Source organism: Trichocoleus sp. FACHB-591 (assembly GCF_014695845.1).
In the GTDB taxonomy this organism is placed as follows: domain Bacteria; phylum Cyanobacteriota; class Cyanobacteriia; order FACHB-46; family FACHB-46; genus Trichocoleus.
The window spans coordinates 104,059-126,067 of sequence record NZ_JACJPA010000040.1 but is presented as its reverse complement, the minus strand read 5'-3'; the positions used below and the strand labels follow the sequence as shown (position 1 = coordinate 126,067).

Genomic DNA, 22,009 nt, shown 5'->3' with positions numbered 1-22,009 from the left:
CAGCGGATAAACGTCACTGGTCAGAGAGCGGTTTAAGAAGGTACTAGAGTTGGAGTTGCGATCGCGTTATACAACGTATCTCGCTGCTGATAAGGACGACCTAGAGAGCTAATCGCAGCTTGTAACGTATCAACTTCCATACAGGTGCCGCCTTGGGCTCCCGCCATTGAGGTGATGTGCTCTTCCATCAAAGTGCCGCCGATGTCGTTGCAGCCCCAAGTTAAAGCCTCAGTTGCACCTGCTAAGCCAAGTTTGACCCAACTGGGTTGGTGATTGGGAATCCAGCGACCTAAGTAGATGCGAGCCACTGCCATCAGCAACAGAGCATCAGCCAGAATCGGTTGATCGCGTCCCACCCGACGACGTAATGGTTTCGGAGCTTCCTGACCCACAAACGGCAACAGAATAAACTCAGTAATGCCGCGATCGCCTCGGTCTTGAGCAGATTGCTGGAGCGATCGCAGCAAATCCAGATGCTTGATCTGTTGCTCTGGCGTTTCAATGTGCCCAGAGAGCATGGTGCTAGTCGTGGGCATGCCTAAGCGGTGAGCAGTCGCCACGATTTCCAACCAGGTGGCACTGTCAGTCTTCTCTGGGCAGAGAATGCGACGTACTTCATCGTCTAGCACTTCTGCGGCAGTTCCTGGCATAGAGCCAACGCCCGCTGCTTGTAGGGCAGCAATCACTTCGACATAACTCAGACTATCTTCCCGCGCGATGAACTGCACTTCCTGAGGCGAAAAAGCATGGAGATGCAGATGGGGAAATTGACGAGTAATCGTTTCTACAACCTGGCAATAGTAGGCTAGGGAACTGCCATTGAGCTTGGCTTCCAGATTCAGCCCTCCTTGCATACAGATCTCAGTGGCACCCCGTTGCACTGCATCTGTGGCTTTTTCCAGAACTTTGGCGTTATCCAGCCAATAAGCCCCTTCATCTCCTGCATCCCGACGAAAGGCGCAAAAGCTACAGTGCTGCTCGCAGATATTCGTGAAGTTGATATTGCGGTTGATGACGTAAGTAACAGTGTTGCCTGCTTGCTGCTGGCGCAATTGGTCTGCCGCTTCTCGAATGGCAGCGATCGCGGCTGGCTCTGTTTGTTGCAGCAGCGTCACCCCTGCCTCTGGAGAAATGTCGTTGCCCGCTAAGGCGCGGTGCAAAATCGCATCAACTCTGTTGTTAGCCACAAGAAATTCTTAAAGAAGGATTCAATCTTTGATCCATTGTGGCAGGGAACACTGGAATCAAGCCGAAGAACTGTGTTTCCTCTATCAAGCCCAGCGCTCATTCCTTCTTAGGTTTAGCCCCGTTTCACATTAGAGCTTAAAATCCCACGCTACTAGGAGAACTTGGTTCCCATGTCTGCTTTCAAAAAAGTATTATTGCCTGTTGCTGCGATCGCGGTTGTTGTTGGGGGTGCTGCTTACTGGTTCATGAAAGGCGGCCCGATTGATTCATCCAGTCCCGCTGCGAGTGCGGAAGTGGTGCCTGATGAAGCGCTGATGGCTACTTTCATTGCCAGTGATGCTAAAGGTTGGGACCAACTGCAACAGTTTGGCACCCCAGAGGCTCAGAAGTTTGTGGGTCAAGGAGTGCAAAGCTTCCAGGCTTCATTGCTCAAAGGCAGCCAACTCAACTATGACAAAGACCTGAAGCCTTGGGTGGGCAATGTCATGGTGGCCGTGCTACCGAGTGCGTCTGAAAGCACCCAACAGTCGGACACCCTACTCGTAGTGGGCATTAAAGACAAAGTTCGAGCTTTAGCCTTTGCCAATCAAGCCAAGTCCCAGCCGGGAGTTCAAACCCAAGAGAGCGATTACAAAGGCATCAAAATCTCAGCCACCACGCAAAAGGATCAGCCCAACAGCACAATTTACAGTGCTGTGCTCAGCGATCGCCTCGTGCTTGCTAACAAAAAAGTCACGGTAGAACAGGCGGTGGATACGTTCAAGGGTGCGCCTTCCTTTGCCGACAAATCCGGGGCGGCTCGACTGATGGCAACGGGCGTAGATGTAGAAAATCCGATCGCCCAAATTTATTTACCGAACTACGGCACTTCGGTCAAACAACTGATCGCCAACAGCCCGCAAGCGTCCCAAATCCCGCCACAAAGCATGCAGCAGCTAGACCAGGTAGAATCCTTAGTCGTGGGTGTGGGCGTAGATGATTCTGGGCTGCGGGTGAAAGCCAAGGCGAAAGCGAAACCCCAAGCCACTGCCATGCAGTACAAGCCCGTTCCAGGCAAAGTAGTCGCTGCCTTTCCGACAGACACGATCGCCTTAGTGACTGGGCAAGGCCTGAAAGCTGCCTGGACAACAATGGTAGAGCAGGCACAAAACGTGCCCCAGAGCCAGATAGTGGTTGATACCGTGAGGCAACAGCTACAGGCTGTCAACCTGGATGCTGATAAAGAAGTGTTTGGCTGGATGGATGGAGAATTTGGCCTAGGGGCGATCGCCCTCAACCAAGGCGTGCTGTCTTCGGTTGGGTTTGGGGGTGTGTTGGTGCTAGAAACCAGCGATCGCGCGACTGCCGAGGCCACCTTGACCAAACTGGATGCGATCGCCCAAAAGAACTTTATGCAGGTAGCGCAACGCAGTGTGGATGGCAAAACCATTACCGAATGGAAATTGCCACAACAGGAAAGCGTTTTGGGGCACGGTTGGCTGAACCAAAATTCTCTCTTTATCGCCGTGGGTAGCCCCCTCATCGATGGCATGACCGCACCAGCCAAGCAACCTCTAGACCAAAGCGCTGCCTTCAAAACGGTGACAAGTTCTTTGGCTAAGCCGAATGCAGGCTACTTTTATCTCGACATGGATAAAATCATGGCCGTGATGAATACCAGTCTGTTAAAAACTCAAACTAGCAGCATTACACCTGAAACAACTGCCATGCTGAACTCTATTCGTGGTCTTGGCATCACTGTGACGCAACCAGACAAAACCACCGCTCAGGTCGAGATGCTCTTAGCCCTCAAACCCAAAGCGCTGAGCCTGAAGTAGTTACTTGCTTTTCGCACTGCTACGAATCTGGTTGAGTTGGTCTTGAAGCTGCGATCGCAAGGCTTGGGCTTGTTGGTAAGCATGCGATCGCTTCGGCTGATCTGGTGCTGTAACTCCTGCTTCCTGCCAAGGTTGGTAGAGCGGTTGCACCGTGTACTTGAGCCGCGATCGCATGGCCCAAACTCCCATTGAGGGAAACAGCACAAACGCCACCATCAGCAATGAAACAGGAAACAGCGGCAGCTTAATCAAACGGGCCAAGGTTTTGAAGTTCCAAGCCCAAGGGTGCAACGACTCATTACCAATGCAAGTCACGGGCAAAATGGGTACTTGATGGCGATCGCTGACTTGAATGAAACTAGGGTCAAACGTAGTCAACTGATAGCGCTGCCGCCACCCCTTAATCAATCCGCGCCAGCCTTCTGGGGCATAAAGTACTACCGTTTCTGTCTCTGCATTAGCTACGGCTGCTTCAAAACTTTGACGCTCCGCCCGCACTCCCCCTAAAACTTGAGGCCATTTGGGTGGGAGCCACCAATTCAACCAAGGATGATCAAAGAAAATGGTGTGAGCTAGCGGCTGGATCACCCAATTTCGTTCCTGCTTAAGTAACCAACCTAAACTGATAAAATCCCAGGGGAAAGCCATACCTGCGTGATTCATTACCACGACCAGTGGGCCTGTGGCAGGCAAATGCTCTAGCTGGTGCAACTCTGCCCGGAAATAGTGTTGCACAATTGGACCCAGGATTTCATCTTGAAATGCTTGTTGATAAGCAGGGTTAACCTCGCCTCCTTCAGATCGGGGTGCCCGACCACCGAGTCGCAACCAGCGGATAAAAGAGGCTAGGTAAAAGCCTCCTGGAATCAGAAACAGCATGTAATCCAGCCAATTCCAGCCTTCAGGATCGTCATGGTAATGCTGCCAGTGGCGATTGAACAAAATCAGCCAGCCCGGTGGATACCAGAGGCAAAACCAGTCAAACCAACTAAAACGATAAGCAGAAGGCGACTTAAGCGCAGGTGAACAATGCTGCTCCGTAGAATTGGGGCACGAATCGTAGGGAGAGTCGCTGGCATCGTTGTAGGCCGTATGATCCCAGTTCATGCCGTGTACAGGGAGCAATTCGGGAATCTGCCTACTTGGTTCGCCTCAACGATCGCATTACGGCATTCCATCAAACTGGCTCCAGTGCGTCGGGACAGTTCTTGTAGATTAATGCCGGGGTGACTCGCTTGGGGTGCTTCTAAATACAGTTCATAGGCCACCTCTAGCACTCTAGAATTCAGTTGTAGTGGCCGAATAGTGGTTTCTAATAAGCTAAACATAGTGACATACCAGATAGCCGTATTGTCTGATATGCCACTCTCTGCTTAGCTTTAGCGTCTACCAGAAGGCCAGTCTATAGCGCTTGGTAGGGCAGAAACTTAATGCCGATTGTTACCGTTGCTGTTGCCATTATTGTTGCCAATATTGGAGGCGAGCACCTTTTCAGCCAGCTTTTCTGGCACTTCTTGTAGATGATGTGCTTCCCAGTGGAAGTAACCCACGCCCATCGTGAGCGATCGCAGCTCCACAATTAGGTCGTGCATTTCCGCCTGGGGCAAGTGAGCAGCAACCTCATCCCAGCCATGCCAACCGTCTTTGGCGGCATAACCCAAGATCTGGCCCCGTCGCCCGCTCACCAGCTTCAGCACTTTGGAAGTGAAGTCAGTGGGTATAGAAATCGCGATCGCCAGAATCGGCTCCAGCAAAGTGGGCTCACACTGAGTCATGCCTTCCTGCATGGCAATCCGCGCTGCTTGCTTAAAGGCTTGCTCCGAGCTGTCAACGTTGTGGTAGGAACCATTGGTGAGCGTTACTGCCACATCTACTACCGGAAAACCCAGCGGTCCATGTACCAAGAACTCCCGCACGCCTGTCTCTACCCCTGGAATATACTGCCGTGGCACCACACCACCCACAATCGTTTCCTTAAAGTTGAAGCCTTCTCCCCGTGGCAGCGGTTTGATGTCTAGGTGAACATCTCCAAATTGCCCATGCCCTCCGGTTTGGTGCTTGTAGCGCCCATGAGAAGAGGTGGGTTTGCGAATCGTTTCCTTGTAGGGTACTTGGGGCAGATGCGTGCTCATGGGCAAGTTGTACTTCCGCTGCAGGCGATCGAGCGCTACCTGCAAGTGAATGTCGCCTTGCCCCCACAGAATAACTTCGTGGGTATCTCCGTGTTGCTCCCAAGCTAGAGAGGGGTCTTCTTCTAAGAGCTTGGTTAGGGCACCACTGAGCTTCACCTCGTCGTTGCGCTTCTCAGGAGTAATGGCAAGCGCAAACACAGGAGCCATGTGTTCGGCTTTCGGCAGTTCGGCGGTGGGTTGAGAGTCAGCCGTAGTTAGCGTGTCTCCGGTTCTCACACCTTCCAAGCGGCTAACGGCAATAATTTCGCCTGCCTGAGCCGTGGTTAAGCTATGCGTTTGCTGTCCCATCAAGCGATACAGCCCTCCTGCTCGCACGCCATTTAAGGTCATGCCATCGGTAATTGTGCCTTGCCAAACCCGCACCAAAGAGAGCTTGCCGCCTTGAGGAGTGTAGTAGGTTTTGAGCACTTGAGCCAATGGAGCCTTAGCGCTGAGAACCGTGCCTCGATGCTCTGCCGTTGTTTCGGCATCGGGGGCCTCTCGCAGCAGTGCTTCTAATAGTGGCCTGACGCCATAATCTTGCTCAGCCACGCCAACGAAGACAGGCACAATCAAATCGGCACCCAGATCCATTTTTAGATCTTGCAGAATTTCTTCTTCGGGGGGGGTAGTTTCTTCCAGCAGTTCTTCTAAAAGATGATCATCAAAGTCTGCCAACACTTCTAGCATTTCCGCTCGGGCAGCCTGCTCTTCACTCCGAAGTGCTTCTGGGACTGGCACGGGGTCAGCAGGTGCACCCGGATGGTAGTGATAAGCTTGCTCGCTCACCAGATCGATAAAGCCCACAATCTCTTCGCCCTGGGCAATCGGATACTGGTGCGGCACCAGAGGCCGACTGGAAACGGACTTCAGCGCCTGGAGCACATCCATGTAGTGAGAGGTGGCGCGATCCATTTTGTTGATAAAGACGAGATGGGGAATTTCCCAGTCATCCAAAAACTTAAATAAGGGTGCGAGGGTGAGGACGCGATCGCTCACTGCTTCACAAACTACGATCGCAGCATCAACACCAATCAAAGCGTTGTAGGTTTCTTGAGCAAATTCAACTGAACCGGGACAGTCTACAAACGTAAAACGAACGCCGCCATATTCAGTACTGGCGGCGTTTATTTCCACACTCATTTGGCGATCGCGGGCTTCAGTAGCACTGTCCCCCACGGTATTACGGTCTTGCACCCGACCTTTACGGTTAATTGTTCCGGTAACCGATAAAAGACTTTCGAGAAGCGTAGTTTTTCCACTCAGATAAGGACCAACAATGGCTACATTTCGCGAACCCACCTCTACTTTGTTGTTCATAGGTCGCTCTCCTTATTTAATTATGTGAAAAAGTAAAGCGGCAATTAAGATGACTGCTCAGCTTTCAACACAGAAATCTTAACTACTTAAGGATTAGATTAACGCGCTTGGGATTGTAAATAGAGGTTTGTTAGTAAAATTTTATGTAACAGTTATCTTGATGAGTCTTTACAGTTCTCAAGCTATTAATTCACAACTCTATGACCTGGTTTAATCTGTATGTTGCTAGCAATTCGGCAGGAATAGAATCGCGTGAATTTTAATAGCTTGTCTATAAAAAACTTAGATTTCGCTAAAAAGATGAGTCAGCTGCCGTATCTTCTCATCTGGCGATCGCGGCTCAATGGGCTAAAGAAAACTCATTGCAGGCAGGTATTTTGACTGTGCAGATGCTTGAATTAAGGCAGAGTTGAGCCTTTGATTTGACTATGTGCAATAACAGCTATAAATTTGAAGATTGCTTTAACTTTCTTCAAATTGTTGCATAGCCCTGTTGAAACTTCATGCCCCTTCCCCTACTTCAAGCTAGAACCCTAATTGCAACTACCAAACTTAACTGGGAACTTCTAAATAGTAAAAACTTTTGGTTGATTTTAAGCTTGGCGGTAACAGTTTATTTTAGTTTGATTTCATTAACCTATTCACTGAGTCAGCCTTATCTGATTCAAGATGATGCTCGTTTGCATGTAGTTTGGTTAGAACGATTTTCTAACCCAGCTTTATTTCCTAATGATTTAATTGCTAATTATCTAGAATCCATTGCCCCTATGGGCTATAAAAGTTTCTATTGGGCGATGAACCAACTAGGAATCGAGCCTTTAGTTATAGCTAAGTTTCTGCCTTTATTCTTGGGGCTAATTGCTAGTGTCTATGGCTTTGGTACAGCTCTGCAATTATTTCCAGTTCCTATCAGTGCTTTTTTATCCACGCTCATTCTTAATCAGTCTTGGTGGCTTAATGACGACTTGATTTCCGCCACTTCTCGCGCCTTCTTATATCCAATTTTCTTGGCATTCTTGTATTACTTGCTAAAACGATCGCTCGTTCCCTGCCTGATCGCGATCGCGCTACAAGCCCTGTTTTATCCCCAAATGGCCTTACTCCAAATCGCCATTCTTACGGTACGACTGTGGCACTGGCACAAAGGTCAATTGCGTTTGGTAGGCGATCGCCAAGCTTGGATCTTGTGGAGCTTGAGCTTAGTCATCGCCCTTTTTGCCTTGTGGCCTTTTGCCCAGCAAGCTGCCGAATTTGGCCCCATTGTTACAGCGGCTCAGGCTAAACTCATGCCGGAGTACGGTGTAGATGGTCGTGCCCAGTTCTTCATCCCAAATTTGCTCGCCTTTTGGTTTGTGGGGGATAGCGGCATCCGGTTGCCGTTGCATCCACCTGTCATTTGGGCTGGAGCGTTCCTGCCATTCTTACTGCGCTATCCGTCGGCGTTAGTGCGCCAAGTTTCTAGCCAAATTAAGCTACTAGTTCAAGTGCTCATCGCCTCAGTAGAACTGTTTGGCTTGGCACACGTGGTTTTCTTGAAGTTGCACTTTCCCGGTCGCTATATGGAGCACAGCCTCCGGATAGTCATGGCTTTAGCCGCAGGCATTACCTTAGTGCTACTTGCAGAAATAGGTCTACGCTGGCTGGTTCAGATGCGACGAAGCCGAACAGCTTTGAACCTGTGGCAGCGGGGTTGTTTAGGGTTGGTGGCAATCCTGGCGATCGCTTCCCTTGTGGTTCCAGCCGTACCTAGTATTTTTTTGAGCACTCACTTGCAAATTAAAGGTCGGGTGCCTGAGGTTTATGAGTTTTTGGCTCAACAGCCCAAAGATACGCTGATTGCCTCTTTGGCGGAAGAAGCTAGTAATCTGCCTGCTTTTGCCAAACGCTCTATTTTGGTGGCCCGAGAATTTGCTTTTCCTTACCACTTGGGTTACTACAAGCAAATTCGCCAACGAGCGATCGATTTGGTGCAAGCCCATTACAGCCCTGAGCTTCAGGACGTGCAGCACTTCATTGTGAAGTATGGAGTTGATTTTTTCTTAATTGAGCAGGATGCTTTTACACCAGCCTACTTAACGCCAGGGCCAAGATGGCAACGCTGGCTGCATCAATACCAACCTGTTGCATCAGAGGCGATCGCTCGTTTACAACAAGGACAAACGCCTGCCTTAGCTCAATTCATGGATCAGTGTTCCGTTCTTCAAACCAAGCAGTTTACAGTGCTAACAGCAGCATGTTTGATGGGAGTTCAGCCTGGATGAAAAACCACAATCAATTTGTCTATAAGTTGGGTTGGCTGGGTGTGGCTGTGCTGATCCAGCTAGGATTACTGCACAGCAATTGGGGTGGACAGATGAGGCCATCATTCGTCGCTCAAGCTCAATCTACCCAAACAGCCGAGGATGTAATGCAGCAAGGGTTGCGAGCAATTCAGCAAGGGAAGTTAGAACCCGCGATCGCAGCCTTTCAGCAAGCGGCTCAGCTCAACCCTAGCTTGGCAGCAGCTCACTACAACTTGGGGTTGGCACTCCGACAAAAAGGTGAGTTGCAACCTGCTGCTAATGCGTTTTATCAAGCGGCTCAAGTAGACCCCAAATTTGCTCTGGCTTATGCCAATTTAGGCGCAGCGTTGTTGGAAGGTAACAACTTACAGCAAGCTAAAGAATATTTGCAGCGATCGCTAGAAATCGATCCCAAACTCGGCTTGGCTCACTACAACTTGGGCTTGGTGCTGGAACAACAAGGGGCTCTAGACCAGGCGATCGCGACATTCAAGCGGGCACAACAGCTTAGCCCAACCGCTCCCGAACCTGCTTATCATCTTGGGGTAGTTTACATGCAGCAGGGTAAGATGTCTGAGGCGATCGCAGCGCTGCGTGAGGCGATTAAAATCAGTCCCAAGTATCCAGAAGCCCATTACAACTTAGGGTCTGTTTTGCTGAAGCAAGGGCAGCTATCAGAAGCTTTAGTGGCTTTTCGCCAAGCGGCAGAAGCCAATTCCAACTACGCTAATGCCTACTATGGCGCTGGCTTAGTATTTCTGCGGCAAGGGCAGTACGAAGATGCCCAACAGGTCTTGCAGTATGCTAAGGACCTCTACACCGCTCAAAACAATACTGCCTGGGCCGCAAATGCTGAAAAGCAACTGCAACAGGCTCAGGCAGGTAGTGCATCAGCACCTTGAAATAGAGATTAAGGCTGAGGCGGAGTTAGTTGAATGAATCTAGATCCAGCGCTTGTGAGCCACCCTGCTCTAGCTGGATCAAAATCTTGCCCAACTGCGACCAAACTAGCCAACTCGTGAAAATTGATAAGGGAAGAGAGAGGGCGTAGGACAATTTGGTGCTAAAACCAAAAATTTCCATCCCAGAACCTAAAAAGAGACAGGCACCTGCGGTAATTCCCAAGAAAGGTACAAACAGCTGCATGCCTTGCAAAGCGGCTAGGGTGCGAGTGGAGCGGTTCTTGGCCCAATCTTGCACCGCTTGCTTTAGAGTTGCTTCAAACGCGACCCCAGAAGTAATGCTGATCAGGAGGCCAGCAACCAGTAAGAAGTAGGGAGGGTCAGGGAAAGTAAACACAGAAAACTCCTAATATGCAGTTGCTGACGCTCAATTGTATCAATCTATGGATATTCCTCAATTTTTAGTGATTTTGAGGAGTCTGCCAACTAGCAAAGGGAATCGTGGGTAGCAGCGCCGCCGCTCCTTGCATGGAGGCTCCAGCTAATGCTCCCCAAGCTGCACTAAAAAGGCGGGCAGGCTTGAGTTCGTCTTTAATCAAGTTCCAGAGCCGCTGAACTTCCTCGGTGTGCAGGCGATCGTCCTCAATCAGAGCGAGAATGAGCTGTTGGCGTAGGAAGTTGGCTTCTGGCGACAGCAAATATTGCAGACCGAGTTGAGCCGTCGGTAGTAAATCAAAGTTAGTATCAGAGCGGGCGATCGCAATCAAATTCTCCAAACGTTGCCACTGAAACTTGCCATCCTTAAACAGCACGTCAATCAGTCTACGCCGTAACTCTGGTGATTCTCCTTTGAGCAATCGCTGAGCCACATAGGGATAAGCAACATCCACAATTTTGAAGCCAGCATTGAGGCTCAGTGCCAGTCCTTCTTGCGTCACCAACGAACGAATAATCAGAGCAAATTTAGCGGGAACGCGGAACGGATAGTCATACATCAGTTCCGAGAACTTGTCGGTAATGGTTTTGAAGTTGAAGTCACCCACACTTTCGCCCATAATGTCGCCCAATACGCTTTCTAGCGCCGGAACAATCGGCCAGATATTGGTGTTGGGAGCGAGAAAACCGAGTTTAACAAAGTCTGCGGCTAGCTCCACGTAATCTTTATTGATCAGATGCACCACCGCGTCCACCAAGGTTTCTTTGTTGGTTTCGCTTAATTGGTCCATCATGCCGAAGTCAATGTATGCCATGCGACCATCGGGCATAGCAAACAAGTTGCCAGGGTGCGGGTCGGCGTGGAAGAAGCCAAACTCTAGAAGCTGACGTAAACCAGAGGTCACGCCAATGCGGATTAAGGTATCTGTATCTAAACCTGCGGCTTTAATGCTTTCCGTGTCAGTGAGCTTAAAGCCGTGAATCCACTCCAGCGTCAAGACATGGGTATTGCTGTAGCTCCAATAGATACTGGGGACTTTTACCGTGGGGTCGTCACGGAAGTTATCAGCAAACTTCTCGGCGTTGTAACCTTCGTGCAAATAGTCAATTTCCTCAAACAGCTTGGTACCGAACTCATCCACGATTAAGGTGAGGTCGTGCCCTAAATTGAGAGGGAGCCAAGGGCCGAGCCAAGCGGCACCCCAGCGCATTAAGTACAGATCTAGTGTCAGCGTAGGCAGCAAATTGGGCCGCTGCACTTTGACCGCAACTTCTTCTCCGCTGTAAAGGCGTGCCCGATATACCTGACCTAAGCTGGCAGCCGCGATCGGTTCTGGGGAAATCTGAGCGTAGATCTCGTCAACTGCGTAACCTAGTTCTTCCTGGATAATGCCAAAGGCGATCGCTGTGGGAAATGGCGGTAACTGGTCTTGGAGCTTCACTAGTTCTTCTAAAAAATCTTTCCGCACTAAGTCGGGTCTAGTAGAAAGTGCTTGCCCTACTTTGATAAAGGTGGGACCCAAGCGAGTTAGCAGAATCCGGAGTTGAGCAGCCCGCTTAAATTTATTGGCTTCGGTGCGGTGCTGCCAATCATCGAACTTCAAGCCCAGGACAAACCAGGCAAAAGACCAAAGAATATTAAGAGCACGCCAGATAGCTTGGAGAGGGCGATAGCGGTAGTGACGGGCGATCGCCTGAGCATCATACTTGCGAGTGGAGAGCGGTTTTTCGCGGTGAGCCCGCCAGCCAAGGTCGGTGGAACGCGGTTGTGTTTCTGCTGTAGAAACCAGTTGATGCTGACTCACGCCTCTTTACGCCTCTTTTGTGCGGGATTAACGTCTCAAAAGCCTGACAGTCGCCGCAACATCTACATCTTGAGCTGTCACTCGGCCTGCCCAGTACCTACTGATCTTCGACTGAAATTTACGGGTAACTTCCCAAGCTGCGATTAGGTCAGACCCCAGAATTTTCTTATCTTTTTATTAACTATAGTATAGGAAACTACAAACAACTGGGATACAACTGCAGGCAGAGTTAAGTTTTGTGTCACAGATCACTGCAATTAGCGTGAACCTCTGAGCAGTAAAAGTTCAGCAACCTCGACATTACAAGCAATAGGCAATTCAAACTCCAACGAGTCGAAGCCTAAAGATTGTAAATATTGCTGTACTTTCGTATTAAATCGCTGACAGCAGGGGTTTTAGTAAATGGCAAGGCGATCGGTAGCAGCACAAGCAGACTTAAGGCTTTCGCTTGTAGTCTTCCCGATTAACTTTGACTCTCAACAGCAGTAGCCAAGCAATCTTTTAAGCTGTAAATCACTTGGTCTTGCTCTTCAGCCGAAAGCTCAGGAAACATGGGCAGAGACAAAACTTCGTGGCACATTTGCTCGGACACAGGCAGTTGCCCTGGCTGATAGCCTAAATCTCGATAAACCGACTGCAAATGCAACGGTAAAGGATAGTAAACAATCGAGCCAACGCCACGGCTTTGCAGCTCATTTCGCACCCAATCCCGCAAGGCTCCAGGTTCACGGTTCAGGTGGCTGGGTGCATCTGGCGAATTCACCAGGCGGATTGTGTATTGATTCCACACCGATCGCCCCCCACCTATTTCTTGAGGCGGAACGATGTGCGGAATACGGCTAAGCAATTGTTGGTAGCGCTCAGCAATCTGATGCCGTTGTTGGTTCCAGGTGTCTAGAAACCGCAGCTTGATTTGCAGCACCACCGCTTGTACCGCATCCAGTCGGCTATTCATCCCGATCGCCTCGTGATAGTAACGGGTGCGACTGCCGTGCTCTTTCAACATCCGAATATTGGCTGCGATCGCTGGATCATTAGTAGTGATTGCGCCCCCATCTCCAGCTGCGCCTAAGTTCTTGGTGGGGTAGAAGCTAAAGCAACCGATGTGGCCGATACTGCCAACTTTTTTGCCAGTCCATTCAGCTCCAGTGGCTTGGGCACAGTCTTCGATCACGGCTAGGTTGTGGGCTTCCGCGATCGCCATCAGTCGAGTCATATCTACAGGCTGACCAAACAGATGCACTGGAATAATGGCGCGGGTTTTCTCAGTAATCGCCGCTTCAATCAAATTGAGGTCGAGATTGAACGTATTCGCATCAATATCGACAAAAACCGGGGTAGCTCCCACTGCACTGATCACTTCTGCGGTCGCGAAAAAGGTAAAGGGAGGCGCAATTACTTCGTCTCCAGGGCCAATCTCTAATGCCCGCAGGGCTAAGAAGAGGGCATCAGTCCCAGAGTTGCAGCCAATACATTCCGAGGTGCCTGTGTAGGCGGCAAACTGCTGCTCAAAGTTTGAAACGGCGGGACCACCAATGTAACCACCAGAACCCAAAACCTGGAGAACGGCTGCATTTACTTCTTCGCTGATGGTTTCAAATTGCCGCGTCAGGTTGAGCAGAGGGACTTTATTCACTCGTTTACACCACAAGTCTTGCTAGGTTAATAAAATCAAACTTTGTTAAAAAATGGAATCCGCCATTCCTCGGCTTTACCAGTTTCTAGAATAAAGCTGCCCTCAGATTGTTTCAGCTCTGGCAAAATCAGGAAAACACGTTGGCAGGTCAGAGCTTGTGGATACGTTGATAAAGTTAGACACCCTGGATCTAGCTTGGGCCTTGGGAATGATGGCGATCGCGATCGGCTTATCGGCTTGGCAACGGGTTGGTTTGGAGTGGAATCTGACCGTTGCCACCGGGCGAACGGTGATTCAACTGGTCATGGTCGGGTATCTGCTAGAGCTAGTTTTTGCCGTAGACAATCCTTGGGTAGTGTTAGGCATTATTGCGGGCATGCTGACCATTGCCACCATTGTGGCTCGTAACCGCATCAGCAAGAAGATTCCACAATTGCTGTCACTGCTCTGGGGTTCAATCTTTGTCGCCGCCACTTTGACCTTGAGCTATACCAACCTGCTGGTGATTCGCCCTGACACTTGGTACTCGCCCCAATATTTGGTGCCCCTAGCAGGGATTGTCTTGGGAAACGCCATGAATGGAGCCGCGATCGCAGGAGAACGCTTAGCCAGCACCATTAGTAACAGTCGCCTAGAAATTGAAACTTATTTAAGCTTAGGAGCAACCCCAGAGCAAGCAGTGGCTCAATACCGTCGAGATGCGATCAAAGCAGGCATGATTCCCACGATTAACTCGATGATGGCAGTTGGGTTAGTTACCCTACCAGGCATGATCACTGGGCAATTGCTCAGCGGGGTCAGTCCTTTAGATGCCGCTAGTTACCAAATGCTGATTATGTTTATGTTGGCGTTTACGACATTGGTGACAACTATTTTGGTTACTAGAGGTCTCTGTCGTGTGTTTTTTAATCAAGCCGCTCAATTAACTTTGTATTGAGTTGCAATTTAGCCAACAAAAATGGCAGAGGCGATCGCTTCCATATATGCCCTGTCTGAGGGAACACTGCCCATGGAGCTGTAAACAGTTGCACGAAAAGCTGATTCAGTCTTCTCTATCAGCCCACTGTCGTCTTAAGGCTTTTAACTCTATGGCAACCGTTCAAGTTGAGTACGCTGGTCAGATCCAAATTAATGCGGGCCAAAATCCTAGAGATCTGTACTCTCATCAGAACGAGGCAATCAAAGCGCTAGACCAGAAGAATCAATCATCTTTTGAAGGCTTGCTAGTTCTGCCTACAGGTGGCGGGAAGACCCTCACAGCCGTTCACTGGCTACTGCGTAACTTTATAGATAAGCGAAAAAAGGTTTTGTGGATTGCTCATCGGCATGAACTACTAGATCAAGCCTTCGAGACGATCAAGTTCAGTGCTTATCCATCCCTGCTCAGCGATGTTGAAAAGTTCAGATACCGTGTGATCTCCGGTCACCCCAAACACGATCGCCCAGTCAACATTCAACCCACTGATGACATCATCATCGCTAGCAAAGATAGCCTCAACAGTGGGCTAAATCATCTACTAAACAATTGGGTCAAGCATTCTGATGCAATCCTTTTGGTTGTAGATGAGGCACATCATGCAACAGCAAAAACCTATCGCAAATTAATTGACACGATTAAACAGGATTTTCAGAAAAGAGGAAATGAGAGCGGTTTCAAAATGCTCGGTCTCACAGCCACTCCGTTTAGAACGGATAAAGGTGAGCAGGGCTTGCTTAAGCAGGTTTTTCCCGATGACATTATTTTCTCAGAGCACTTGAGAACCCTAATTACCAGAGGCATCCTAGCTGAGCCAGTCTTCGAGAATTTAGCAACGAATCTAGATTTTTATCAGGAGCTGACCACAAAAGACATTAAGGCGATCGAAGCTTTTGATAAGTTGCCAAAAAAGGTTGCTGAGAAGATTGCCATGTCCAGTATCCGTAATAAACGGATTGTTGACCACTACGTTGCAAATCGCGAGAAGTATAAACCACTTTTGGTTTTTGCGATTGACGTTGACCATGCGATCGCACTAAACGCAGTATTTAAGAGTAGAGGAATTAATTCTGATTTTGTCGTAAGTCAACTCTCAGACTTAAATACGGGAGCCAAAATTTCTCCTAAAGAAAACTCAGACAAAATTAAGCGTTTTAGAGCTGGGGAACTTGAAGTACTCATCAACGTGGAGATGCTGACTGAAGGAACTGACTTACCCAATGTCCAGACTGTTTTCCTCACTCGCCCCACTACTTCTACAATTCTGATGACTCAGATGATTGGTAGAGCTTTGCGAGGCCAGAAGGCAGGAGGTACAGAGAAAGCCTATGTCGTCAGCTTCATTGACAATTGGGAAGACAAGATCAACTGGGTAAATCCTGAGAAATTAACTGACGATGACGTGGAATTTGGCGATCGAGATATCGAGACAATGAAAAAAATTGCTCGACTGATCTCGATTGAGAAGATTGAAGAATTTGCTCGGATGATGGATGATTCTATCGATACTACCGCTTTGGAGAAGTTGGATTTTTTGAGACGAGTTCCTGTTGGTATTTATCGCTTTTCTATCCTTGAAATTTCTGAATCAGGTGAACCTGAATCTAGGAACTATGATGTGCTTCTCTACAACGATACTGAAGAAGCCTACGATAGCTTTGTTAATGATTTGGCGGCTATATTCAAGCTAGTCAGTATTGAGGATCGCGAAATTTTAACAGATGAAGAACTTGGGTATCTTCTGCAACAAACAAAGGAATTATATTTTCCTGATCATCCGTTCTTACTGGGGTATAGAGATGCGGATGTCAAGAATATTCTTCGTTTCTATGCTCAAAAGGAAATGGAGCCAGAATTCATTGCCTTTAGTGAGCGTAGAAAATGCGATTTGTCTGTAGTAGCCAAACATATCTATGAAAATGATCTCACTCGTAGACAGGAAGCTGAATATCTTGCCTCTCTATGGAATAGTGAGAAATCTTTCTGGAAGGTTCTATTCGACAATTACCTGTATTTCAAGAAGCAAGTTGATATTGAGATCAACAAGTTAAGTGGAGTCTATGGCAATGATCTGCCTGTCAGTATACCGACCGTAATTCCTGACACAGTACCGCTAGAAAATCTATCGCTGATTGAAATTAGGGAGAGAGATCCAGCCGAGTATAGGGAGATCAAAGATGTTGTGTTTGCCAAATACACAAATACCCAGAAATTTATCACTTGTGCCGTGAGTGGTTTCAAGAGCCAAATGAGAAGAGATTTTCAGATTGATCACATTAAGCCAATGGCTGAAGGTGGCCTAACTACGCTCGACAATCTCCAAGTTTTGTCTCGCAAAGCCCACACAGAGAAGACTCGGCTGGAGAACTCACGGAGATTAGGGGTGATTTAGTCATAGGGACAGCGTAGGGCGATCGCTCTTACCCTCCTGAGCTGATCGCCCTACCCTATTGGGCTAAAGAAGGCACATAGCGTCCTAACAGCGATCCGTTTTCGTCGTAGAGTTCGATGGCGATGTTGGCGTTTTCGCTGATGGCTTCTAGAGCGGCTTCCAAAGTTTGAATGTGATCGCGAACGTCTACTTGGGTGCCAATGTCACCATTCGCTTCAGCGGTGATCGCGGTTCGGACTAGCTTTCTGACATGGTCAGGATTTAACTGAACTCTGATTAGGGCGAGACTCACCGCAAAGTCGCATACCCTGGGAGAGCCAGCACAAGTACGGCGAAGGTCAGCGCGAGCGCCTTCTAAAATATTTGCCAAACTCAGCTTATTCTCGGCTTCGGTCAGCGAGTTGCCATAAGAACTAATTAATGGCTGAGCTTGGTTGTAAAATAGGCTGTCTGTAGGAACCTGCTTAGCCGCAGCTAGGGCATCTCGCCAGTTAGCTACTGCTTGGGACCATTGATTTTGCTGCTCAAAACTTTGGGCTTGACGGGCTAAGTTCACGGCTTGGCGATAAGCATTGACAGACAACTGCTCCTTCGTTTTGCGATCGCGGGCTGCTAGAATCTTTGGCTGATACTCACCGAGCAATTGCTGAGCTTCTTGATAGGCCATCGTGCCGCGTGGAACTTGCCGCAAGGTGTTGGTAGACATGCGCCAAGTCGCATCTGCTAGCTGCCAACTTGCTAAGGATTGAGCGATTCCCTGGCGAGCCTCCGCCACCTGAGCGGTAGACTTAGCCTTCGCTAAAGTTGCATTAGCTTGTTGCTCCAGTTTGGCTCGCTTATTGGTCATGACGAGGTTGGCGCGGTATTCCGTCAGCTTCTTCTGCGCCACGGGGTAAGCAGTACTGGTTTTGGGGACTGCCTCTAATTGTGTGATTGCCCCTCGCCAGAGCTTTTGAATCTCAGTCCAGTCTGCTAAGGGATGCGGCGGGTTCTGGCTCTTTTGCGCGGCGGCGATCGCTTGGTTTTGCGCAGCTACTACTTGGGTGATCGCTTGCTCTTGTGCTTGATAAGTGTTTAGCAGAGTTTGTGCTTCCCCATGATGACCTGACCAAGCAGGAATGGGCGCTAGAGCTTGGGTTGCTGTCTCTAATTTTTGTTGAGCCGTTAAAACTTCTTGCCCAGACTTGGTAGCTTGGAGAATTTTCGCTGACTCTTGGCTAAGTTGCTGCGCCGTGGCGATCGCGGGACAACCGCCAATCACGCAGGGCCGAGTCAGGGCATAAATGACTCCTGCCAAGGCAAACAGCCCTACCCCTGCTCCAGCTACCAGCAAAGGTAACCTAGTGCGTTGGTCTGGCTTACTGGGCTTGCGGGTGGGAACTAACTCATCACTAGGCTCAGTCAGAGGTTGAATGGCAGAACCAAAAGGGTTATCCTCTGCATCGCTTAAGTCTGGTGGGTCGGCAATCTCGGCATCCAGCAGCGCATTGGTAGACTCAAAGTTGTGGCTGGTATTAGCTGAGTTGTTCGGTGGTGTAGCAACATCGCCCTCTAGAAGCTCGGCAGGTGCGGTGGGCTCCAGCGTCAGGGAATGGCTAGCGTAAGGTTGTTTCTGTCCAGCGACTCGCAAATACAAACGGACGGTGTAGTTAAACTCGGAATCAGAAAAATCGGGTTGTAGAGACTTTAAGGCTTGCTCTAAAAGCGTGAAAACTGACTGAGGAGTGGGTGGGTTAATACCAGGAGAGTGTTGGCCTAAAATCATGAGTACGCCTTGCTTTAGCGCACACTGAATCTGGATCGGAACTGGCTGGGCCAACTCGGATTGCAAATGTTGCTGTAACTGCCGTGCCAGCACCTGCAAACTATCCTGATGCACTGCGGTTTCCATAGGGCAGTCCCACTCCACCTGATTAGTTTAGAAAGATAAATACAACTTCCAGATTGCCCAATACAGAAGTTGCGATCGCGACCGTATCAATACAATCTACATCCTGCTTGTGGGTGATTTCGGTCGAATTTAATCGTCATTTGTAGAAAATGGGGAAAAGCGGCAAAGCCAATGGAAATCTTAATCGTCGAGGATGAAGCTGAAATTGCCCAACTCATTCAACTGTATTTAGAGAAGGAAGGATTTTCCTGCCGAGTTTGTCGGGATGGCATCACGGCGCTGCAAGTGTTTCCAGAACAAAAGCCAGATTTGGTCATCCTAGATCTGATGATTCCTGGCTTGGATGGCTTAGAGGTGTGCGCTCGGATTCGGCAACGTCCCGGCGCGAAAGATCCCTATATTTTGATGCTGACGGCCAAGGGTGAAGAAATCGATCGCATCATTGGCTTATCTACTGGGGCGGATGACTACCTGGTGAAGCCTTTTAGCCCGCGGGAGCTGGTAGCGCGGGTGCGGGCGCTGTTGAGACGGACGCTCCGACAAGGCGGCCAAACTCAAACTTACCGCACCCAGCATTTTCTGATTGATATTGAACAGCGCACCGCTTCCCGCTTTATGGATGGCGTTACAGAAGGCGCTATAGGGGGGGCTATAGGGAGCGATCGCGCAGAAGCATTGGATCTAACTACCCTAGAGTTTGAGCTATTAGCCACGTTTATGAGTTATCCAGGACGAGCCTGGAACCGCACGCAACTGATCGACAAACTCTGGGGTAGTAACTTTTTTGGCGATGAGCGGGTGGTGGATACCCATGTAGCGCGACTCCGCAAAAAAATTGAGCCCGACCCCGCAAATCCCACGTTCATCAAAACGGTGATCGGGGTGGGCTACAAATTTGAGGATCAGTTACAGGCTTGAAGTTACGCCAGATCAAACAGCAAGAGTTCTGCACCTGTGTCGCTGCTGAGATCTAGCTGCTCTCCAGGAGCGATCGCGACACCATCTCCTTCCCGGAGAGTTTGATCGCCCCAAGCAACCATACCTTTTGCCACTTGCAGCCAGCCGTAGCGTTCTGGTTGGAGGGTGTAGGAGAGGCGATCGCCTGCAGCCAAGATGGACACGTACAGGTCAACATTTTGGTGAATCGTGACGGCTCCATTACGGCCATCTTTCGCGCCAATCAAGCGCCATTGACCTTGCTTTTCCTCTAGAGGAAAGTCCTGCTGCTCGTATCGGGGCTTCAACCCTTGCTCATCTGGCAGAATCCAGATTTGTAAAAAGTGAGCAGGTTCGGTGCTGGAAGAGTTGAACTCGCTGTGAGTAATGCCTGTGCCTGCACTCATCACCTGAGCTTCACCTGGCTTAATGATGGCACCGTTGCCTAAGCTATCCTTGTGCTCCAAGGCTCCTTCAATCACATAGGTCAGGATTTCCATATCCCGATGGCTATGCATAGGAAATCCTGCGCCCGGTGCTACACGATCGTCATTGATTACTCGTAACGCCCGGAACCCCATCCGACCGGGATCGTAAAAGTTGCCAAAGGAAAAGGTGTGGTAGCTGTCGAGCCAGCCGATTTTAGTGCGACCACGGGCATTGCGATCATGAATTAAGTTACTCACTGTCCCTTGGGTCATGGCTTAAACCTCGTAATAAAGGCGATCGCTGAAAAAACTCCTGGTGTGTTGCGTCAGGGAGGTGTTTCTCAGCTGAAATCCTGCTGGAATCCAAATGAAATTGGCTATTTCTTGGATGTCTTCTTACTCTAAACTAGCTAGCATCAATATGGGAAGTACATACTTAAAAGTGCAATACTATCTAAAAAGATACTAAGCAAAACAACTGAGTTTGAAGTTAGCCTAGAACTAGCGTAGCGAGCTAAGGCTGAGGCAATAGGTTAAGAGATAGCACTGGTTAAATAGCACTGGCGATCGCGAACGATTAGATTCAGGACATCGAGCATTCGTGGCTAAAATTGGGCTGCAAGGACGACTATTTCTATCCCATGTGATTGTCATGGTAGTGGGGCTGAGTACCCTGATCACAGTGGGCAAGTTTTACTCACCTCGCTTGTTTGTGCTGCATTTAGCCAAGTTAGAAGGAAGCGGATTTAAGTTAGGTTATGTGCGCTACCAACTGATTAAAGGCTTTGAGTATGCCTGGGGACGCGGTGCACTTTGGTCAGTTGTCGTCGGCGGATCGACTGCGGGCGGACTGAGCTACTTGGTGGCGCGGCGCATTGTCAAACCCTTAACTCAAATGGAAGCCATCACCCAGAAATTTGCTTCTGGCAATCTCAGTGAGCGCATGCCCGCCAATGACATTCGTGAGTTGCATCGGTTGGCGGCAAGTTTCAATCGCATGGCAGCGGATCTGCAAGGAGTAGAGCAGCGGCGGCGGGAGCTAGTGGGCGATCTGACTCATGAGCTGCGCACTCCCCTAACTGTAGTGGAAGGGTATCTAGAAGGCTTGGCAGATGGCACGATCGAACCTTCTGTCGATATTTACCAACGCTTGGCGAAGGAAACCAGACGGTTACGGCGCTTGGTGAATGACCTGCAAGAACTCTCTCAAGCTGAAGCAGGTTATCTGCCCATTCATACCCAAAAGTTGGAACTGTTGCCTTTGTTGACGGCACTGATTGAGAAGTTTTCTGACCAACTGCTGGAAGAAGGACCAGAGCTACGTCTAGACTGTCCAGCCGCTCTCCCTCTGGCGTTGGCTGACCCGGAGCGAGTAGAACAGGTTTTGGTCAATTTGGTAGGGAACGCGCTGCAATATACCGAGCAGGGTTCAATTACAGTGCAGGCTTGGAGTGAAGCAGGAAAAGTGTGGGTTGCAGTGGTAGATACGGGTGTAGGCATTGCTCCTGCCGATCTACCCCATGTCTTTGAGCGCTTCTGGCGGTCTGATCCGTCGCGCGATCGCAGTTCTGGCGGCACCGGAATTGGGTTATCCATTTCCCGCCGCTTGGTAGAGTTGCAAGGGGGCCAAATTGAAGTGGAGAGCCAGGTAGGGCAGGGTAGTACCTTTAGATTTTCCTTACCCTTGGCTTGAATAACCCACTCCTTGAGGTGAGCCATATCCGATGACAAAACTTTGTGATGTTGTGGTCACGAAGATGCCAAACAGAATCGCTAAAGTCAGGCGGTTGGCACAATGGTAATCCCTATGTCTCCCCTCTCATTAGCGAT

General features: G+C 49.4%; 16 protein-coding genes. 7 read left to right on the top strand and 9 right to left on the bottom strand.

Going from position 1 to position 22,009, the window contains the following annotated elements:
* Positions 1 to 32 precede the first annotated feature (32 nt).
* Positions 33 to 1,187, bottom strand: coding sequence for a 7,8-didemethyl-8-hydroxy-5-deazariboflavin synthase subunit CofH (cofH, locus tag H6F90_RS06740; RefSeq protein WP_190551346.1), 1,155 nt, complete (start codon positions 1,185 to 1,187; stop codon positions 33 to 35).
* Between the two features lie 171 nt (positions 1,188 to 1,358).
* On the opposite strand from cofH, the gene H6F90_RS06735 reads away from it, so the two are divergent.
* Positions 1,359 to 3,005 carry a DUF3352 domain-containing protein gene (locus H6F90_RS06735; protein ID WP_190551344.1) on the top strand — a complete coding sequence of 549 codons (1,647 nt, stop codon included), beginning with the start codon at positions 1,359 to 1,361 and terminating at the stop codon, positions 3,003 to 3,005.
* On the opposite strand, the gene H6F90_RS06730 is transcribed toward H6F90_RS06735, so the two are convergent.
* The 3 genes from H6F90_RS06730 to H6F90_RS06720 form a co-directional block, all read right to left on the bottom strand.
* Complete coding sequence (locus tag H6F90_RS06730) at positions 3,006 to 4,112, bottom strand: 1-acyl-sn-glycerol-3-phosphate acyltransferase (RefSeq protein WP_190551342.1); 1,107 nt, start codon at positions 4,110 to 4,112, stop codon at positions 3,006 to 3,008.
* Positions 4,109 to 4,333, bottom strand: coding sequence for a hypothetical protein (locus H6F90_RS06725; RefSeq protein WP_190551340.1), 225 nt, complete (start codon positions 4,331 to 4,333; stop codon positions 4,109 to 4,111). The genes H6F90_RS06730 and H6F90_RS06725 overlap by 4 nt, the downstream gene beginning before the upstream one ends.
* Before the next feature lie 99 nt (positions 4,334 to 4,432).
* A complete protein-coding gene (locus tag H6F90_RS06720; protein ID WP_190551338.1) occupies positions 4,433 to 6,496 on the bottom strand; it encodes an elongation factor G in 2,064 nt (687 codons plus the stop codon).
* A gap of 623 nt (positions 6,497 to 7,119) precedes the next feature.
* Here H6F90_RS06720 and H6F90_RS06715 point away from each other — a divergent pair.
* Together H6F90_RS06715 and H6F90_RS06710 are read left to right on the top strand one after the other, a co-directional pair.
* Positions 7,120 to 8,757, top strand: coding sequence for a hypothetical protein (locus H6F90_RS06715; RefSeq protein WP_190551336.1), 1,638 nt, complete (start codon positions 7,120 to 7,122; stop codon positions 8,755 to 8,757).
* Positions 8,754 to 9,680, top strand: a complete 927-nt coding sequence (locus H6F90_RS06710; protein ID WP_190551334.1) for a tetratricopeptide repeat protein — start codon at positions 8,754 to 8,756, stop codon at positions 9,678 to 9,680. Before H6F90_RS06715 ends, H6F90_RS06710 begins: the two co-directional genes overlap by 4 nt.
* Before the next feature lie 25 nt (positions 9,681 to 9,705).
* Here the strand turns inward: H6F90_RS06710 and H6F90_RS06705 are convergent, their stop codons facing one another.
* From H6F90_RS06705 to H6F90_RS06695, 3 genes are all read right to left on the bottom strand, one after another.
* Complete coding sequence (locus tag H6F90_RS06705; protein ID WP_190433085.1) at positions 9,706 to 10,077, bottom strand: hypothetical protein; 372 nt, start codon at positions 10,075 to 10,077, stop codon at positions 9,706 to 9,708.
* A 64-nt stretch (positions 10,078 to 10,141) separates the two neighbouring features.
* On the bottom strand, positions 10,142 to 11,920 hold the full coding sequence (locus tag H6F90_RS06700) for an ABC1 kinase family protein (RefSeq protein ID WP_370587964.1): 1,779 nt from the start codon (positions 11,918 to 11,920) through the stop codon (positions 10,142 to 10,144).
* Positions 11,921 to 12,383: 463 nt separating this feature from the next.
* Positions 12,384 to 13,556 (bottom strand): aminotransferase class I/II-fold pyridoxal phosphate-dependent enzyme, encoded by a 1,173-nt coding sequence (locus H6F90_RS06695; RefSeq protein WP_190551332.1) that lies wholly within the window; start codon positions 13,554 to 13,556, stop codon positions 12,384 to 12,386.
* A gap of 157 nt (positions 13,557 to 13,713) precedes the next feature.
* Between H6F90_RS06695 and fetB the strand changes: the two genes are divergently transcribed.
* Positions 13,714 to 14,493 carry an iron export ABC transporter permease subunit FetB gene (gene fetB / locus H6F90_RS06690; protein ID WP_190551330.1) on the top strand — a complete coding sequence of 260 codons (780 nt, stop codon included), beginning with the start codon at positions 13,714 to 13,716 and terminating at the stop codon, positions 14,491 to 14,493.
* A 151-nt stretch (positions 14,494 to 14,644) separates the two neighbouring features.
* The gene (locus H6F90_RS06685; RefSeq protein WP_190551328.1) at positions 14,645 to 16,924 is read left to right on the top strand and encodes a DEAD/DEAH box helicase family protein; all 2,280 of its coding nucleotides are present in this window, start codon (positions 14,645 to 14,647) and stop codon (positions 16,922 to 16,924) included.
* 55 nt (positions 16,925 to 16,979) lie between these two features.
* On the opposite strand, the gene H6F90_RS06680 is transcribed toward H6F90_RS06685, so the two are convergent.
* The gene (locus H6F90_RS06680; RefSeq protein ID WP_190551326.1) at positions 16,980 to 18,815 is read right to left on the bottom strand and encodes a hypothetical protein; all 1,836 of its coding nucleotides are present in this window, start codon (positions 18,813 to 18,815) and stop codon (positions 16,980 to 16,982) included.
* Positions 18,816 to 18,986: 171 nt separating this feature from the next.
* Here H6F90_RS06680 and H6F90_RS06675 point away from each other — a divergent pair, with 171 nt between their 5' ends.
* Complete coding sequence (locus H6F90_RS06675; protein ID WP_190551324.1) at positions 18,987 to 19,733, top strand: response regulator transcription factor; 747 nt, start codon at positions 18,987 to 18,989, stop codon at positions 19,731 to 19,733.
* 2 nt (positions 19,734 to 19,735) lie between these two features.
* Here H6F90_RS06675 and H6F90_RS06670 read toward each other — a convergent pair whose 3' ends face one another.
* Positions 19,736 to 20,452: a pirin family protein gene (locus tag H6F90_RS06670; protein ID WP_190551322.1), complete on the bottom strand. Its 717-nt coding sequence runs from the start codon at positions 20,450 to 20,452 to the stop codon at positions 19,736 to 19,738.
* Positions 20,453 to 20,780: 328 nt separating this feature from the next.
* On the opposite strand from H6F90_RS06670, the gene H6F90_RS06665 reads away from it, so the two are divergent.
* Entirely contained in the window at positions 20,781 to 21,872 is a 1,092-nt protein-coding gene (locus H6F90_RS06665; RefSeq protein ID WP_370587963.1) for a sensor histidine kinase, read from the top strand.
* Positions 21,873 to 22,009: the final 137 nt, after the last annotated feature.